We start from the raw sequence: 17382 nt of genomic DNA, 5'->3' as shown, positions 1-17382 counted from the left end.
GGTCTGGCTCGAGATCGCGCTCGCGCCGATTGCCGTGCTGTTTTCGGTGGCCGTGCTGTTGTAGCCGACTGCGGTGGCGCCGGTATAGCCGCCGGTGCCGGCCTTCGCGCCCGCGCCGAGCGCGGTTGCGCCATAGCCGCCGCCAGGCGTCAGGGCCTGCGCATCCTGGCCGATCGCGATGTTGCCTGCGCCCGTCGAGCCGCTGCTGCTGGTCGCGCCCGAACCGATCGCAATGTCGGCATCGCCCGCTGCCGCCGCGTTGACGCCGGCTGCAAGTGCGTTCAGGCCCGTTGCGCCGTCGTTGTTGACGTTCGCGCCCGCGCTGCCGCCGTCGTTCACGCTGTAGTAGGACGTCGTGCCGGGTTGCGCCGCTTGCGCCGCGGCGTCCAGCGGTGCGACGACGGCTGCGACCACGGAGAGGGTGGCGGCCACGCGAGCGGACGCCGACACCTTGCTCGAGGTCTTCTTGCCGTTGGCGCGGGTGGTTTCGGAGGTGGCGACCCAGGCGCCCAGTGCGTCGTTCCAGATCGTACGGAAAGTGCGGTTCATAGTCTGTCTCGGAAAAAAGAGGACGCCGCACCGCGATACGATGACTTGAGGAATTAAGACAGCTGGATGGGCGTTCCCGGGTGAATTAAGAGATAACGAATGAGATGAATCTTACAGAATGAAATGTATTTGTAATGTAAAACAACGAAAAATGGACGCACTTTCTTTCATTGTTTGACATTATTTATCGTACAAATGTCGAAGAAATGGGTGTTTGGAGAGATAGGGTGCGATGAAAATTGCGAAACAAAGTGGAAAGTGCGACGAATTGAAGCGTGGGTGAGCGGTGGCCGATGGCGTGCCGCATCAATTCAGAGATATGGATTGAGCGTGGTCTGTAACTTTTAGAGATGTTGCAAGGTTGTCGGCGCCGAGTCGGCCGACGATCATGTGGGAAGCCGGAAACCGGGCCGTTCCTGGCTCGCCAACGCAGGCTCCACACGGAAGAACCGGACATGAAATTGCTGCTCGTCGGCGCGACCGGACTCGTCGGGCGTCACGTCCTCGAAGTCGCGCTCGCCGATGCGCGGGTCGATCAGGTGATCGTCCTCGCGCGCCGCCCGTTGTCGCCGCACCCGAAGATGCGCGCGCTCGAGGTCGATTTCGATCATCTGCCCGACGCGGCCGACTGGTGGCACGCCGATGCCGTGATCTGCGCACTCGGCACCACGATGCGCGCCGCCGGCTCTCAGGCGGCATTCCGGCGCGTCGACCACGACTATCCGCTCGCGGTCGCGCGGCTCGCGCACCGTTTCGGCACACCGGCTTACGTGCTGAATTCTGCACTCGGCGCGGATCCGGCGTCGCGCATCTTCTACAACCGCGTGAAGGGCGAGGTCGAGCAGGCGCTCGCCGGTGTCGGGTTCGCGTCGCTCACTTATGTGCGGCCCGGCCTGATCGGCGGCAGCCGCGACGAATTCAGGTTCGGCGAGCGGCTGCTGGTGTCCGCGTTGAACGTGGCCGGCCCCGTGTTGCCGGCGAAGTGGCGCGTGAATCCCGCGTCGCGGATCGCCCGCGCGATGCTCGACGCGGCAATCGCCGCGCGGCCGGGCGTGCAGGTCATCGCGTCGGACCAGCTCGTCTGACGCAACACGGGCGGCGCTCGCCCGTCACTGACCTGCGAAGCCGTCGAGCCCGCCGAATTGTTCGGCGAGCGCCGCGGTGAACGCCTCCAGCGCTTCGCTGCCGTCGCAGTTCCGCGGTGTCGCCAGTTGGAATTCGACCGTATGGCTCAGCTTGCTCGGGAGCAGCCGTCGCATCTTGCCCGCGGCAACCCAGGGCGCCGCGACGTGGTCGGGCAGGAAGCCGACATGCGCGCCGGACAGGATGAAGATCACGTCGGCGTCGACGTTTTCGGAGAACGCGGTCGGTTGCGCGTTGCGCAGCGCCGCACCCGACGTATTCGTCTTGTAGAGCCGCGCGACGTTGCTCGCATTCGCGATGTCGTTGACCGACACGGTCTTTTTCGCAAACAGCGGATGCCGGGCGCCGCAGTGCAGCGACTGGTGCTCGACGAACAGCGGTGCGTAGTGCAGACCGGCCTGGTGGCCGGAGAAGTAGCCGATCGCGAGCTGCAGTTCGCCTTTCAGCAGCCGGCGCTCCAGGTCGTCGGGCGGTACCGCGATCATCTCGATCAGCACGTCCGGCGCCCGTTCGCGGAAACCGCCGACTCCAGCCGCGATCGATTCGACGACGTCCGGTGCGAGCCGCTCGGACAGCCCGATGCGCAATTCGCCGAGCAACGTGCCCGATACGTGCTGCGTATCGCGCGTGAACACGTCCATCGCATGCAGGAGCCGCCGCGTCGACTGCAGCACGCGTTCGCCCTTCGGCGTCAGCCGGAAGCCGCTCTTGCCGCGATCGCACAGCCGGAACCCGAGGCGCGTCTCGAGCTTGGCCATCTGCGTGCTGATCGTCGACGGCGCCATCCCGAGCGTGCCCTGCGCGGCGCTGAAGCCGCCGCTTTCGACGATCGTCAGAAAGAGCCGCAGCAACTGCAAATCCATGTCTCTCAATCGGGTCAGCATGGCGATACATCGCGTTTCGTGAAGTCGGCTTATGTTAGTTCATATTTTTCGTCGGATGCCGTGGCGGCAGAATCGGGCACGAGGTCGCCAGCCGCGCGGCCGTCCCCCACCAGACAGGAATCCGACGATGAGCCAGAACGATTTCGCCTTCACGCGCGATAGCCTCTACGGCACGCAGGCCGAACCGACCTTCGCGGGCGCGACGAGCTTCATGCGCCGGCGTTTCAGCCGCGACCTGGAAGGCGTCGACCTCGCGATCACCGGCGTGCCGTTCGATTCCGCCGCATCGCACCGGCCCGGCACGCGCTTCGGCCCGCGCGGGTTGCGGATCGCCTCGACGGGCATCGCGTGGGAGCGCCCGTGGCCGTGGTCGTTCGATCCGTTCGACGTGCTGGCCGCGGTCGACTACGGCGATTGCGCATTCGATCTCGGACAGCCCGAATCGGTGCCGGGCGCGATCGAGCGGCATGCCGATGCGATCCTCGCGCGCGGCTGCGCGATGCTGACGCTCGGCGGCGATCACTTCATCACGTATCCGCTGCTGAAGGCGCATGCGAAGGTGCACGGGCCGCTGTCGCTCGTGCATTTCGATGCGCATACCGACACGTGGCCCGACCGCGACGTGAAGCGCATCGACCACGGCACGATGTTCTATCACGCGGCGCGGGAAGGGTGGGTCGTCCCCGAACGGTCGGCGCAGATCGGCATCCGGACGACCAACGACGAGCCGATGGGCTTCGACATCCAGGATGCGCGCCAGGTGCATGCATCGACGCCCGCTGCGATCGCCGCGCGCATTCGCGAGCGGGTCGGCGACCATCCCGTGTATCTGACGTTCGACATTGACTGCCTCGATCCGGCGTTCGCGCCGGGCACGGGTACGCCGGTCTCGGGCGGGCTGTCGAGCCATCAGGCGTTCGAGATCCTGCGTCACCTCGAAGGCATCAACCTGGTCGGCATGGATGTGGTCGAAGTGTCGCCGCCGTATGATCATGCGGAAATCACGTCGCTGGCCGGCGCGACGATCGCGCTGGAGCTGATCTGCCTGTATGCATCGCGCCGGCGGCGGACCATGGAAAAATCGAACGATGACTGAACTCACCTGGCGCAAGGCCGTTCCCGACGATGCGGCCGCGTGCATCGCGCTGCGCGGCAGGACGCGCGAGAACGCATTCACCGACACGCAACTGCGCGACCTCGGCATCACCGTCGAAAGCTGGGGCGACGGGATCCGCGGCGGCCTGTTCCTGGGCTACGTCTGCTGTGCGGACCGGCGCATGGTCGGCTACTGCTTCGGCGACACCGCTTCGGGCGAGATCGTCGTGCTCGCGATCCTGCCCGAGTACGAGGGGGCGGGGATCGGCAAGCGGCTGCTGCGGCAGGTGATCGACACGTTCGCGGCGAACGGTTTCACATCGCTGTTTCTCGGGTGCTCGACCGATCCAGCATCGCGCTCGTACGGCTTCTACCAGCATCTGGGCTGGACGCCGACCGGGACGCTCGACGACGCGGGCGACGAGATCCTGACGCTGCGGATCGGACCGCACGCGTGACGGCACGCGTCGGGCTACGCCCGGCGCATCGTCGATTCGTAAAACTGTTTCGTCATACAAAACAATAGTGCGACCACGGCACCCACGCTGGCCTACGATGGAACCATTGCTTCCACCGTCCGCCGAGCCGTGTGCACCCATTACCGCGCCCCTGACGAAGACCCGGGCATCAGCGAACTGAAGATCGGCATCGGCGATCTGTATCGCCGCGACCCGTGGGCGCCCGACGTGTATCCCGACTACGCGGCGCCGATTGCGCGCGCCGCTGGCGACGGCCTCGAAGTCGTCGCGGCCGTGTTCGGCTTCTGGCCGAAATTCATGCAGCCCGAGCGGCTCGACGAGAACGGCCGTAAAAGGAAGAAGCTCGACACGGTCAACGCACGGGCGGAAACGGTCGGCTCGTCGCGGCTCTACGGCAACGCGTGGCGCAACGGCCAGCGCTGCCTGATCCCGGTGCGCTGGATCTTCGAACCCTGCTACGAAACCGGTCGCAACGTGTGGCAGCGGATCGGCGTCGACGGCTGGCAACCGTGCTGCGTCGCCGGCATCTGGCGGCGCTACGAGGGCGACGACGGCGGCGAACGCGTGGGCATGGCGATGCTCACGGTCAACGCGGACACGCACCCGCTGTTCGCGCGGATGCATCGGCCCGGCGAAGAGAAGCGGGGCGTCGTGATGCTGCGTCGCGACGACTACGACGAATGGCTGCACGGGCGTGACGTCGAGGCAGCCCGACGCATGCTGAACCTGCTTCCCGCCGCCGACATGACGGCCGAGCCCGACCAGGCGCCGCCCGCGCGCACCTGAGCTTTCATTATTCCGACATCCAACTTTCGGCTGAACGGGTCGAACGTATCCCCATTATTCGGACGATTTCTAAAATGGACCGATACCGGGTAATCACCGATACCTCGCAAGTTGTATATACAAGATCATCCGCTGGCAATGTCGGCACACGTCGTGCCGCTTGCGCGCCAGTGCGCAGACCGTGCGTGCGTGGCGCATGCCGGCGATCCACGGCGCCCCGCACCCGCAGAGCCGAAAGGGCGGCTCGCAGCTTCCCGTCTCGTTCAAACCATTTGTGATCCTGAGTATTTTGGAGATTTCCCCGTGTCAACGAATCCCAGTGGAAAAGCCGGCGGCCTGATCGAAGTCCGTTCGATCGACTTCATTCCCGACGCCGAGCGCCACGGCGGCTTGCTGAGCCAGTTCACGTTGTGGCTGTCGGCCAACATGCAGATCACGGCCATCGTCACGGGCGCACTCGCCGTGGTGCTCGGCGGCGACGTGTTCTGGTCGCTGGTCGCGCTGCTGCTCGGCCAGCTCATCGGCGGCACGGTGATGGCGCTGCATGGCGCGCAGGGGCCGCAGCTCGGGCTGCCGCAGATGATCTCGAGCCGCGTGCAGTTCGGCGTCTACGGCGCGATGATCCCGATCGTGCTCGTGTGCCTGATGTATATCGGCTTTTCCGCAAGCGGCTCGGTGCTGGCCGGGCAGGCCGTCGCACAGCTGCTGCACGTCGACGACGCGGCCGGCATCCTGCTGTTCGCGGCCGTGATCGTCGTGCTGACCGTGTTTGGCTATCGCGCGATCCATGCCGTCGGCCGGATCGCGAGCGTGGTCGGCATCGCCGCGTTCGTCTACATGTTCACGCAGCTGTTCGCGAACCACGATATCGGCGCGCTGCTCGCGAACAAGCATTTCTCGATCGCCAGCTTCCTGCTGTCGATGTCGCTGTCCGCGTCGTGGCAGATCGCGTTCGGCCCGTACGTCGCCGACTATTCGCGCTACCTGCCGCGCTCGACGTCGTCGGTCGCGACGTTCGTCGCGGTCGGCCTGGGCTCGGTGATCGGTGCGCAGGCGGCGATGGTGTTCGGCGTGTTTGCCGCGGCACTGGCCGGCAGCCAGTTCGCGCACCATGAGGTGTCGTATATCGTCGGCCTTGGTTCGACGGGCGCCGTGGCCGCGCTGCTGTACTTCAGCATCGCGTTCGGCAAGGTGACGGTGACGGCGCTCAACGCGTACGGCAGCTTCATGTCGATGGCGACGATCGTCAGCGGCTTCCGCGGCAAGGGCGCGGTGTCGTCGCGCAGCCGCCTCGTCTACATCTTCGGGATGATCTGCGTATCGACGCTCATCGCGCTCGCGGGCCGCCATTCGTTCCTGAAGGAATTCACCGCGTTCATCCTGTTCCTGCTCGCGTTCTTCACGCCGTGGAGCGCGATCAACCTGGTCGACTACTACTGCTTCACGCGCTCGCGCTACGACGTGCCGGCGCTGTCCGATCCGGACGGCCGCTACGGCCGCTGGAACGTGATGGCGATCACGATCTACGTGGTCGGCATCCTCGTGCAGTTTCCGTTCATGTCGACGCACATCTACACGGGGCCGCTCGTCGACGCGCTCGGCGGCACCGACATCTCGTGGATCCTCGGCCTGGTCGTGCCCGCCGTGCTGTATTACATCGGCGCGCGCGCGTCCCGCCGCAGCATTCCAGAACGCTTGATCCTGCCGCTCGAACGCGGCGAAGTTCACCACTGACGACACGTCACGCGCATCGGGCCGGCCGGCTGCCGGCCTGACCGTCGCGCGAGCCGGGCGCTGCCTGCGCCGGGCGCCTCCCCACGTTTCCTTTCCCGCGATGCCGGTGCGGCGCGACTGCCGCACACGGTGTCGTTTCATTCTCTGACAATTGAATAGTATGACTAAACAAATGACGGCCCGCGGGAGCGATTCCCGGGCGTGGATGACGCACGCCGGTGTTCGCATGACGGTCGCGGTGGCGTGCGTCGCCGGACCGGGCGCCGCGTTCGCGCAGGACGGCGTCACGCTGTACGGCGTGATCGACGAGTTCGCGCAGTACGTGAATACGGGCAACGGCTATACGGCGGCGATCAATTCGGGCGGCCAGTGGGGCAGCCGGTTCGGGCTGAAGGGCGGCGAGGATATCGGCGGCGGGCAGAAGATCGAGTTCGCGCTGGAGAACGGCTTCAACCCGAACGACGGTTCGCTCGCGAGTTCGGGCAGCATGTTCAACCGGCAGGCGTGGGTCGGCATCGCGGGGCAGTGGGGCAAGGTGCGCGCGGGCCGTCAGAATTCGCCGCTGTTCAACGACCAGGGCGGACAGGATGCGTTCGGCGGCGTCACGCAGGCGTCCGGCATGGACAACCTGACCGTGTTCGCGTTCCGCACCAGCAACACGCTGTCGTACCAGAGCCCGGAGATCGCGGGCTTCCAGGGCGGGCTGTACTTCGGGTTCGGCGATGCGGGCGGCGTGCGCTCGGCAGGCTCGAGCCAGCAGTTCGACCTGACCTACGAACACGGGCCATTCGGCGCGTTCGTCGCGGGCCAGTGGCTGAAGAACGCGACGGCGACCACCACCGATCGCACGATCATGGCCGGCGCGTCGTACGAGATCGGCAAGGCCACCGTGTACGGCGGCTTCTCCGCGGTGAAGTGGGCCGATCTCGGCATCGATTCGCGCGTCTACGGGCTGTCGGTCAAATACCAGCTCAATCCGGCGAACTACGTGGCGCTCGGCTACGCGTATCTGCACGACCAGTCGTCGCAGGGCAACAATGCGGACCAGCTCGGGCTGATGTACGAGTACGACCTGTCGAAGCGCACGAGCTTCTACGGCGCGCTGTCGTACCTGCGCAACCGCAACCAGGCCGGCTATACGCTCGCCGGTGCGGCGAACCCCGGCCTGCCGCTCGCGTATCCGGGGGCGAACGCACGCGGCGTGCAGCTGGGTATCGTTCACCGGTTCTGAAGGACGTGTAGCGCCGCGGTCATGCCGGGTCGGCGGACGGCATGATCGCGGCGCGCGCGCGTCGGCATCGTTCGTACGCGTGCGGGTCGCCATGCAGACGCTCAGAATCGATGCCGGATACCCATGCCGACCAAGGCCTGCGTGTTGCCTGACGCAGGTGACAGCGTATTGATCTGGGCTTGCGAAAACGGCGTGTCGTCGCCGTGTACGCGCTGGTAGACGGCGTCCAGGTACACCTGCGTGCGCTTGGACAGTGCGTACTCGGCGAGCAGGCCGAACTGGTTCCAGTGCGGATGCTTGCCGTCCACGCTTGCGGTCGTATAGGTGTACGCGCCTTTCACGTCGACCGCGGCCGTTGCATGGAACGTCGCATTCAGTTCGTAGTTGTTGAAGCTCAGCCCGCTCGCGCCGGTGAAGGCCGGATTCTGCCACTCGCCCGTCGGCATTTCCAGGATCGTGCGCGTCACGTTCGAGCCGATCTCGAACCGGTCGAATGCGTAGTGTGCGCCCAGCCCGAAGATGCGCTGGCGCGCGGCGGTGAAGTTCGCGTCGAGCACGTCCACGGCGCCCAGCGAACCCGGTGCATCATCGCCGGGATGGTCGAGCTGCTCGTAGACAGCGGCAAGCTTCAGGCGGCCGATTTCGTATGCGAGGCCCGCCGCCCACAGCCGGTTGTCGGCGAAACCGGCGCCGTTGCCCGAGGTGGTGCCCGCCTTGTTGCTGAACGCGTACATGCCGCCGAACGTGACGCCTGCCAGTTCGATGCTCTGATACTTGACGGCGTTGTTGACCATGTAGGTCGCCCACAGATTGTCGTTGTCGTACGGATGCGCATAGAGCGCACCGCCCCAGCTGCCGGTTGCGGCGAAATCGCCGAGGTAGTCGCCCACGCTGTCGAGCATGCGTCCGAGCTTGATCGTGCCTGCGCTCGCGCTGCTCACGCCGATCCATGCATAGTCGCCGAAGATGCGGCCGCTCGGCCAGGCCGTGCCGTTGGCCGTCGAGAAGGCGGAGCCGAGCTTGAAGATGACCTTGTTGCCGCCACCGAGATCTTCCGAGCCGCGCAGGCCCCAGACGCTCGTTTCGGTCGGCGACGACAGGAACTGCACTGCATGCTTGCCGCCCTGGTTGGTCGAATAGAATAGGCCGCTGTCGATCACGCCGTAGAGCGTGACGCTGCTCTGTGCGTGGGCACTCAGCGTGCAAAGCACGAGTGCGCACGACAGGACGATTTGCTTTTTCATGTGAATCGGAATCCTGATTATATTGTGTGGGGAATCGAATGCGCTCGAAGCCGCTTCTATCGCGTCATGCACGGTCGATCTGTGCATGCCGCGAAGCGCGCGGCGTGCGGTGGCGGGTCAGTGCGTAGTAGAGCGCGCCGGGCAAGGCCATGCCGACGATCCACGACACGTCGATGTCGCCGAGCAGGTGAAACAGCGGGCCCGTATAGAGTTCGGTCGACATGAACGGAATCTGCGCAAGCACGCCGACCACGTAGCACGTGATACCCGTCGCGTTCCACTTGCCGTAGCGGCCGTTGACGTCCGACAGCGCCGACACGTCGATCGGCTCGTGCGACACCCAGTAGTAGTCGACGAGATTGATCGCGCTCCACGGCGTGAAGAACGCCAGCAGGAACAGGATGAAGTGGCTGAAGGTGCGCAGGAACGCGTGATCGGCGACGAGCGCGAGGATCGTGTAGGTCGCGACGACGGCGATGGTCAGCACGACCCGCGCGGCAAGTCCGATCGACGACTTGCCGCGCAGCGCGGTGGAGATCGTGGCGACGGACATGAAACCGCCGTACACGCACAGCGTCGACGCGATCAGCTTGCCGAACATGATGGTCAGGTACAGCGTCGTCGCAACCAGCGCGATACCGCCCGAACCGACGCCGACCATATAGGCGACTTCGTGCCCGGCGAACTGCTTGCCGGCCAGCGCCGCCGCGAATACGCCGAACGTCATCGCGATCTGGGAACCGAGCACGGAGCCCGAGCCGATCGTCAGGAAAGTCCGGAGTGGCGACGTCGCGCGCGGCAGGTAGCGCGAGTAATCGGCGACGTACGGGCCGTACGTGATCTGCCACGACGCCGACAGCGATACCGCGAACAGGAAGGTCGGCCACGTGAAGTGCCGGTTGTCGAACAGCAGCGTCGCGTTGTGGCCGCGCGTCAGGCTGAACAGCAGATAGACGAACATCAGCCCGCCGACCACGCTGTAGATGCGCCCGACCGCGTGAATGGCGCGATAACCGAACAGCGCGAGCAAGGTCACGACCACGCCGAGCATCACGATGGCCTGGGCGGGGCTCACGTGCATTAACTGGCCGAGCGCCTGGCTCATCAGCACCGTGCCGCTCGTCAGGAAGCCGATGTACATCACGCAGACGAGCGCGAGCGGAATGATCGCGCCGTAGATGCCGAACTGCACGCGGCTGAGGATCATCTGCGGCAGCCCGGTTTGCGGCCCCTGCGCGCCATGCAGCGCCATGATCGTGCCGCCGGCGATCTGGCCGACGAACAGCCCGACGATCGACCAGAAGACGTCGCCGCCGAGCACGACGGTGAGCGCGCCGGTGACCGCGCAGACGACGGTCAGGTTGGCGCTGACCCACAGCGTGAACTGGCTCAGCAGGCCGCCGTGGCGCTCGCTGTCGGGAACGGGTTCGATCGAGCGGTGCTCGATCAGGGTGTCCTTGTCGGACGCGGTGGTGCTCATGACGCTGTCTCCGTGGACGGATGATCCGTCGTGTCGTTATGTGCGGCGTGGAACGCCGGATGGTGCGATGCGGGGTCCGGGCGGCGGTCGTCAGCGCGAGGCGGCCGCCGCCAGGGCGCTACGTTCGTCGAGGCCGGCGTGTATCGATTCGGCGTCGGCGCCCAGCCGCGCGCGCAGGATCGATGCGAACATCGCGACGCCGATCGGCGCGACGTCGTCGTTGAAGTCGTATTCGGGGTGATGGCACATGTGGCCGCCCTGGCCGAGCAGAAAGTGGCAGCCGGGGCGTGCGTCGAGGAAGTTCGCGATGTCGTCGCCCGCCATCAGCGGCGTGACGTTGCCGATCACGTTTTCCGCCCCGACGACCTCGCGCGCGGCGTCCATCACGCACTGCACCGCGTCGGCGTGGTTGACGATCGCCGGCGTGCCGTCCAGCAATTCGAATTCGATGCGCGTGCGATTGGCGAGCGCGACGCCGTCGCAGATCGCACGCATCCGCTCGAGCGCGAATGCCCGCGTGTCGTTCGACAGCGCGCGCACGGTGCCGCCGAGCACGGCTTCGTGCGGAATCACGTTGAATGCGTCGCCGGCGTGAAAGCGTGCGATCGAGATCACGACGCTTTCCAGCGGGTCGACCGACCGGCTCGCGATGGTTTGCAGCATCGCAACCAGGTGCGCGCCGATCGCGACCGGATCGATGCCGAGGTGCGGCATGCCGGCGTGGGTGCCGATGCCGTGGATCCGGATCTGAAACCGGTCGGACGATGCCTGTTGCGCGCCGACGCGCACGCCGATCCTCGACGGCGGCAGCATCGGGTCGTTGTGGAGGCTGTAGATTTCGTCGAACGGGAATCGCTCGAGCAACCCGTCGTCGAGCATCGCGCGGCTGCCGCAGACGATTTCCTCGGCCGGCTGGAAGATCAGCACGACGCGGCCGCGGAAGTGGCGATGCTCGGCGAGATGGCGTGCGGTGCCGAGCAGGATCGCGACGTGGCCGTCGTGGCCGCAGCCGTGAAAGATGCCTTCGAATACCGAGCGGTAGACCGGGCGGCCCAGTTCCCGCATCGGCAGCGCATCCATGTCGGCGCGCAGGGCGACGGTGCGGCCGGCGCCGAGCGTACCGTCGACGATGCCGACCACGCCGGTCTGTCCGACGCCGGTATGCACGTCGATGCCGAATTCGCGCAACCGTGTTGCGATGAAGTCGGCCGTACCGCGTTCCTGGAATGCGATTTCCGGTTTGCTGTGAATGAGCCGGCGCCAGTCGCGCATGTCGGCTGCCAGCGCCTGGATCGGTGGGGAAATGGGCATGATCGGGTGTCGCCTCTGCAAAATGGGTAGCGAAGCACGCTGCTGCTTCGGGGCGGGAAACGGGGTTCCCTTGAAACCGATGCTATGTGGAGAAATTCGCGTCGGCCAATGCGAATAACCAGACGGGCGATGCAGACCTTGCATGGGCCCGGCGGCCCGCTGCCTGCGGTCAATGCGGATGTCTCGCGTGCGGGGATGGTGGTATATACGGCCGACTGCCCCGGCTTCGTCGAAGCGGTGCGGCGGCCTGCGATGCACGGCCGTTGCCGGGGCTTGCCATCCGCCGCGGCCCGTTCGACGGCAGGTCGAATCATTGCCGTCATCCGTTCGAGGACCGTCGTGAACATCCGGAAACTTCGCCATGCGCTTGGCCTCGCCCAGCACCTGACGTTCAGCCGCGCGAGCGTCGACGTCAACCTCAGCCAGCCCGCGCTGTCCCGCAGCATCCAGTCGATCGAAGCCGAGCTCGGCGTTGCGCTGTTCGACCGCCATCCGAACGGTGTTTCGCTGACGCCTTACGGCAAGGTATTTGCCGAACGCGCGCGGCGCATCGTGATGGAAGCGACGGAATTGCAGCGCGACCTCGCGCTGATGCAGGATGGTGAATTCGGCGAGCTGTCGATCGGGCTCGGCGCGACGCCGGCGATCCTGCTGACCGGGCCGTTGATGGACCATTTCCTGCGCGAGGCGCCGCAGGTGCGCGTGAGCATCAAGCGCGGCCGTCGCGATACGCTGCTGCGGCGGCTGCTCGAGGAGCACGTCGATCTGTTCATCGGCGACATCGCGCAACTCGAGGATCATGCCGACCTGCAACTGACCCGGTTGCCGCGCTGGCCCAGCGGCTTCTTCTGTACGCCGGACCATCCGCTCGCATGCCGGGACGCGGTGACGCGCGACGAACTGCTGCAGCACCGGCTCGGCTCGATCGAACTGTCGCCGTGGGCGCTGTCCGATCTGTGCGAGTACTTCGAGTGCTCGCTCGATGCGTCGATCTCGTTCCGCAGCGACGATTTTCGCGACGTGGAGGCGGCGGCGTCGGTGGGCGGGATGGTCGTGTTCGGCAATTCGGCGGCGTTTCGCGACGCGCTGCGGCGCGGGACGCTGGTCGAGCTGCCGCTCGATCCGCCGTTTCGCCGCGAGGCGCGGCTGGGGCTCGTGACGCTGGCCGCGCGGACGCTGTCGCCGGCCGCGATGCGCGCGAAGGCATTGGCCGAATCGGTCTTCGCGGATTACGCCGCGACGGCGCTCGGGGCGGCCGAGCGATGAGCGATCGGCCGACGGGCCACCGGCGGCGGCGTGCCTGCTACTTCCCCAATCGCTCCGCCAGCGAATAGCGCTGCATGCAGCGCTCCATCGCGTCGAGAAACGCATGCTCGGCCGCGTTCATCTTGCGATCGCGATGCCACAGCAGGAACACGTCGACATCGACAAGGCCGTCGTCGGGCGGCAACCGCCACAGCCGCTGCTGCGCGATGTCGTCGCGCACGATGTGCTCGGGCAGGCAGCCGATCCCGTAGCCGGCGAAGATCAGCCGCCGCACTTCCTCGAGGCTCGGCGACGACGCGACGATGCGCCCCGTGAAGCCCTTCTGGTCGCGAAACACGGTGAGCGGCGACAGGCTGTCGCCGATCTGGTCGCTCGTGAACGATACGAAGTTCTCGGCGAGCAGATCGTCCATCCGCAGTTGCGTCTGCCCGAACAGCCGGTGATGGCGGCCGCAGTAGATCGCATAGCGCTGGCGCAGGAAGCAGCGCATCTCCAGCTTGTCGTGCGGCGTGCGGCACAGGCCGAGCCCGGCCGTGGCCGTCTTCTGCAGCAGCGAAGACAGGATGTCCGACGAGCGCATCACTTCGATCTGCAGGTCGATGCGCGGATACGCGCGATGGAATTCCGCGAGGAATTCGTCGTAGACGGGCGACTCGATGCGGCTCACCGTCAGCAGCCGGATCGAACCGGTCAGGTCGGCCGTGCTGTCGTCGATTTCGGTTTCGAGGCGCGAAATGCCGCCGTAGATGTCGCTCGCGATCCGGTAGACGGCTTCGCCCGCCGGTGTCGGCGCGAAGTGCGTGCCGCGCCGCTCGATCAGCTTGCGTTCGAGCGTGTCCTCGAGCCGCCGCAATGCCTGGCTCACGGCCGGCTGCGTCACGTGCAGGCGCGCGGCCGCACGGCTCACGCTGCGCTCCTGGATGATCACCAGATACGTGCGCAACAGGTTCCAGTCGAGGCGGTCGTTCAGGAACGGGGCGAGGCCGGGGCGCATCGGATCTCCGGGCGAGGCGTCGAGGTCGACATTAGTTGAATTTATACGGCGAATAATAACTTGAAATTTGACTAATGATTTGCGGTCGCCGATAAAGGAGGGGTGCCGCAGCGTGCGGCACAAGGCCGCGACAGACGGCCGTCACACGATATTGCGCGTCGCTTCGCTGCGGCGCGCGTCAGGAGCCCGCATGACCCAGTCCCTTCCTTCCGCCCGCCAGCCGGCGCGCGCCGCGACGGCCGCGTTCATCGGCACGATGATCGAGTGGTACGACTTCTACATCTACGCAACCGCCGCCGCGCTCGTGTTCGGCGAACTCTATTTCCCGTCGCATGACCGCTTCGTCAGCACGATGGCGTCGTTCGCGACGTTCGCGGTCGGCTTCTTCGCGCGGCCGCTCGGCGGCGTGATCTTCGGCCATCTCGGCGACCGCATCGGCCGCAAGAAGGCGCTGATGACCACGTTGATGATGATGGGCGTCGCGACCGTCTGCGTCGGGCTGCTGCCCGACTACTCGAAGGTCGGCATGCTCGCGCCGGTGCTGCTCGTTGCGCTGCGCGTGGTGCAGGGGATCGCGGTCGGCGGCGAATGGGGCGGCGCGGTGCTGATGGCGGGCGAGCATGCGCCGCAGGGGCGCCGCACGTTCTTCGCGTCGTTCGCGCAGCTCGGCAGCCCGGCCGGGCTGATCCTGTCGCTGATCGCGTTTCGCGCGGTCACGTCGATGGACAAGGCCGACTTCCTCGCGTGGGGCTGGCGCCTGCCGTTTCTCGCGAGTTCGGTGTTGCTCGTGGTCGGCATCCTGATCCGGCTCGGCGTGAACGAGTCGCCGGAATTCGCGCGCGTGAAGGAAACCAACCGCACGGTGAAGCTGCCGGTCGCGGAAGTATTCCGCTCCTCGTCGGGGCTGGTGGCGCTCTGCATCGGCGCGAACACGATCGGCATCGCGGGCGTCTATTTCACGAACACGTTCATGATCGCGTACACGACCCAGTACGTCGGCGTGTCGCGCTCGCTGATCCTCGACAGCCTGTTCGCGGTCGCGATCATCCAGTTCATCGCGCAGCCGATCGCCGCGTGGATCGCCGAGCGCATCGGCGGCGCGCGCTTCCTGAAACTCGCGGCGCTGCTCGCGATGCTGTCGCCGTATCCGATGTTCATGCTCGTGCAGGGCGGCACGTCCGCGTCGCTGATCGCGGGCATCGCGCTCGCGGTGGTCTGCATGGCCGGCTTCTATTCGGTGATCGCGGGTTTCGTCAGCGACGTGTTCCCCGCGCACGTGCGCTATTCGGCGATCTCGCTCGCTTACCAGGTATGCGGCGCGATCGCGGGCGGGCTGACGCCGCTCGTCGGCACGTGGCTCGCCCATCGCTTCGCGGGCCAGTGGTGGCCGCTCGCGGTGTTCTACACGTGCCTTGCCGGCATCTCGCTGCTCTGCATCGTTGCGCTCGACGCACGCCGTGCGGCACGGCCGGCCGCTGCCGAAGCGCTCGGCTCGCAGTGAACCTCAACGAACGAATTCATCCGGAGTGCACATGAAAGATCTGCTGAAAATCGACGGCGCCCGTTTGTGGCAGAGCCTGGCGGACATGGCGCGTGTCGGCGCGACGCCGCGCGGCGGCGTGCGGCGCCTGGCGCTCACCGACGACGACCGTCGCGGGCGCGACCTGTTCGCGCAGTGGTGCCGCGACGCGGGGATGACGGTGAGCGTCGACGCGGTCGGCAACCTGTTTGCGCGGCGCGACGGCGCTGATGCGCAGGCCGCGCCGGTGCTGATCGGCAGCCATCTCGACACGCAGCCCGAAGGTGGCCGCTTCGATGGCGTCTATGGCGTGCTCGCCGCGCTCGAACTCGTGCGCACGCTGAACGACGCCGGCATCACGACCGACAAGCCGCTGGAGATCGTGTCGTGGACCAACGAGGAGGGCGCGCGCTTCGCGCCGGCGATGCTCGGCTCGGCCGTGTTCACGGGCGCGTTGCCGCTCGACGATGCGCTCGCGAAGCAGGACGCCGACGGCGTCACGCTCGGCGCGGCGCTGGACGCATGTGGCTATCGCGGCACGCGTGCGACGGGCGGCGCGGTCGATGCGTACTTCGAAGCCCATATCGAACAGGGCCCCGTGCTCGAGGCGAACGGCACGACGATCGGGATCGTCACCGGCGGGCAGGCGATCCGCTGGCTCGACGTGACGGTAACGGGCGTAGCCGCGCATGCGGGCACGACGCCGATGCCGTATCGCAAGGATGCGTATTTCGCGAGTGCGCAGATGGCGCTCGAACTCGAACGGATCGTCGCCGGTTACGCGCCGCGCGGGCTCGCGACGATCGGGCAGGTCGGCATCCGCAATGCCTCGCGCAACACCATTGCCGGCGAGATGACGTTCACGGTCGACCTTCGCCATCACGACGATGCGCAAGTCGATGCGATGGAGCGCGATTTGCGCGATGCGTGCGCACGTGTCGCCGCCGCGCGTGGCGTGCAGGTCGCGATCGACACCTGCTGGCGCAGCCCGGCGACGCCGTTCGATCGCGACTGCGTCGAGCGGGTCGCGCAGGCGGCCGCCGCGTTCGGCTACACGAACGAGCGGATCGTCAGCGGCGCCGGGCACGACGCGATCCTGCTCGCGCGTTGCGTCCCGACCGCGATGGTGTTCATCCCGTGCGTCGACGGCCTGTCGCACAACGAAGCCGAGGATGCGCTGCCTGCCGACGTGACGCGCGGCACGAACGTGCTGCTCCATGCGGTGCTCGCACGCGCCGGCGTTGAAGCGGGTGTTGCAGCGGGCGTTGCCGTGGCAGCCACCACGCAGGATGCGTGACGCGGCGAACCGATCAATCGGCAGAACGAAAAACCGACGAGGGCGAACGATGAAAACCTACTTCCATCCCGAGCAGTTGCTGCACCATCCGCGCAGCTACCTGTCGCGTGGCCAGATGCGTGAACCGCAGGAGGTGCCCGAGCGCGCGGCGCGTCTCGTCGCGGCCGTCCGGTCGCTCGACTTCGACGTGCGCGAGCCGGCCGACCGCGGCACCGCGCCGATCGCGGCCGTGCACGACATGAACTACCTGCGCTTTCTGGAAGAAGCGCACCGCGACTGGAAGCAGATGCCCGACGACTGGGGCGACGAAGTGATGTCGAATGTGTTCGTGCGCGACCCGAACCCGCTGCGCGGTGTGCTCGCGAAAGCA

Annotated in this window: 15 protein-coding genes and 1 pseudogene; 10 read left to right on the top strand and 6 right to left on the bottom strand. The window is 66.5% G+C overall.

The annotated features are described in order from the left end of the window. Positions 1 to 549, bottom strand: a 549-nt coding sequence (locus G3N99_RS18450) for an ESPR domain-containing protein (protein WP_206123127.1), incomplete at its 3' end; no start/stop codon positions are given. Between the two features lie 455 nt (positions 550 to 1004). Here G3N99_RS18450 and G3N99_RS18445 point away from each other — a divergent pair. Next, complete coding sequence (locus G3N99_RS18445; protein WP_206123126.1) at positions 1005 to 1634, top strand: NAD-dependent epimerase/dehydratase family protein; 630 nt, start codon at positions 1005 to 1007, stop codon at positions 1632 to 1634. 24 nt (positions 1635 to 1658) lie between these two features. Here G3N99_RS18445 and G3N99_RS18440 read toward each other — a convergent pair whose 3' ends face one another. Further along, on the bottom strand, positions 1659 to 2576 hold the full coding sequence (locus G3N99_RS18440) for a LysR family transcriptional regulator (protein ID WP_174987396.1): 918 nt from the start codon (positions 2574 to 2576) through the stop codon (positions 1659 to 1661). A gap of 127 nt (positions 2577 to 2703) precedes the next feature. Here G3N99_RS18440 and speB point away from each other — a divergent pair, with 127 nt between their 5' ends. The 5 genes from speB (at position 2704) to G3N99_RS18415 (ending at position 7901) form a co-directional block, all read left to right on the top strand. Then, entirely contained in the window at positions 2704 to 3672 is a 969-nt protein-coding gene (speB, locus tag G3N99_RS18435; protein ID WP_206123125.1) for an agmatinase, read from the top strand. Then, complete coding sequence (locus G3N99_RS18430; protein WP_206123124.1) at positions 3665 to 4129, top strand: GNAT family N-acetyltransferase; 465 nt, start codon at positions 3665 to 3667, stop codon at positions 4127 to 4129. The genes speB and G3N99_RS18430 overlap by 8 nt, the downstream gene beginning before the upstream one ends. Positions 4130 to 4258: 129 nt before the next feature. Next, positions 4259 to 4936, top strand: coding sequence for an SOS response-associated peptidase family protein (locus G3N99_RS18425; RefSeq protein WP_206123123.1), 678 nt, complete (start codon positions 4259 to 4261; stop codon positions 4934 to 4936). A gap of 303 nt (positions 4937 to 5239) precedes the next feature. Continuing rightward, the gene (locus tag G3N99_RS18420) at positions 5240 to 6670 is read left to right on the top strand and encodes a cytosine permease (protein WP_206123122.1); all 1431 of its coding nucleotides are present in this window, start codon (positions 5240 to 5242) and stop codon (positions 6668 to 6670) included. Positions 6671 to 6830: 160 nt separating this feature from the next. Then, entirely contained in the window at positions 6831 to 7901 is a 1071-nt protein-coding gene (locus G3N99_RS18415) for a porin (RefSeq protein WP_206123121.1), read from the top strand. A 101-nt stretch (positions 7902 to 8002) separates the two neighbouring features. Here G3N99_RS18415 and G3N99_RS18410 read toward each other — a convergent pair whose 3' ends face one another. From G3N99_RS18410 to G3N99_RS18400, 3 genes are all read right to left on the bottom strand, one after another. Next, positions 8003 to 9145: a porin gene (locus G3N99_RS18410; RefSeq protein ID WP_206123120.1), complete on the bottom strand. Its 1143-nt coding sequence runs from the start codon at positions 9143 to 9145 to the stop codon at positions 8003 to 8005. 64 nt (positions 9146 to 9209) lie between these two features. Continuing rightward, a complete protein-coding gene (locus tag G3N99_RS18405) occupies positions 9210 to 10625 on the bottom strand; it encodes a cytosine permease (protein ID WP_206123119.1) in 1416 nt (471 codons plus the stop codon). Between the two features lie 90 nt (positions 10626 to 10715). Continuing rightward, positions 10716 to 11936 (bottom strand): amidohydrolase, encoded by a 1221-nt coding sequence (locus tag G3N99_RS18400; protein WP_206123118.1) that lies wholly within the window; start codon positions 11934 to 11936, stop codon positions 10716 to 10718. A 339-nt stretch (positions 11937 to 12275) separates the two neighbouring features. On the opposite strand from G3N99_RS18400, the gene G3N99_RS18395 reads away from it, so the two are divergent. Continuing rightward, positions 12276 to 13202, top strand: a complete 927-nt coding sequence (locus G3N99_RS18395; RefSeq protein ID WP_174947566.1) for a LysR family transcriptional regulator — start codon at positions 12276 to 12278, stop codon at positions 13200 to 13202. 37 nt (positions 13203 to 13239) lie between these two features. Here G3N99_RS18395 and G3N99_RS18390 read toward each other — a convergent pair whose 3' ends face one another. Continuing rightward, positions 13240 to 14196, bottom strand: coding sequence for a LysR family transcriptional regulator (locus G3N99_RS18390; protein WP_206123117.1), 957 nt, complete (start codon positions 14194 to 14196; stop codon positions 13240 to 13242). Between the two features lie 190 nt (positions 14197 to 14386). On the opposite strand from G3N99_RS18390, the gene G3N99_RS18385 reads away from it, so the two are divergent. The 3 genes and pseudogenes from G3N99_RS18385 to G3N99_RS18375 form a co-directional block, all read left to right on the top strand. After that, a complete protein-coding gene (locus G3N99_RS18385; RefSeq protein WP_206123116.1) occupies positions 14387 to 15697 on the top strand; it encodes an MFS transporter in 1311 nt (436 codons plus the stop codon). Between the two features lie 31 nt (positions 15698 to 15728). After that, positions 15729 to 17012: a Zn-dependent hydrolase gene (locus G3N99_RS18380; protein ID WP_206123115.1), complete on the top strand. Its 1284-nt coding sequence runs from the start codon at positions 15729 to 15731 to the stop codon at positions 17010 to 17012. A gap of 49 nt (positions 17013 to 17061) precedes the next feature. Then, positions 17062 to 17382: pseudogene (locus G3N99_RS18375) on the top strand (histone deacetylase family protein); the annotation flags it as partial.

It is taken from the genome of Burkholderia sp. Ac-20392 (genome assembly GCF_017104585.1).
Classification (GTDB): domain Bacteria; phylum Pseudomonadota; class Gammaproteobacteria; order Burkholderiales; family Burkholderiaceae; genus Burkholderia; species Burkholderia lata.
This window is presented reverse-complemented; position numbering and strand designations above follow the sequence as displayed.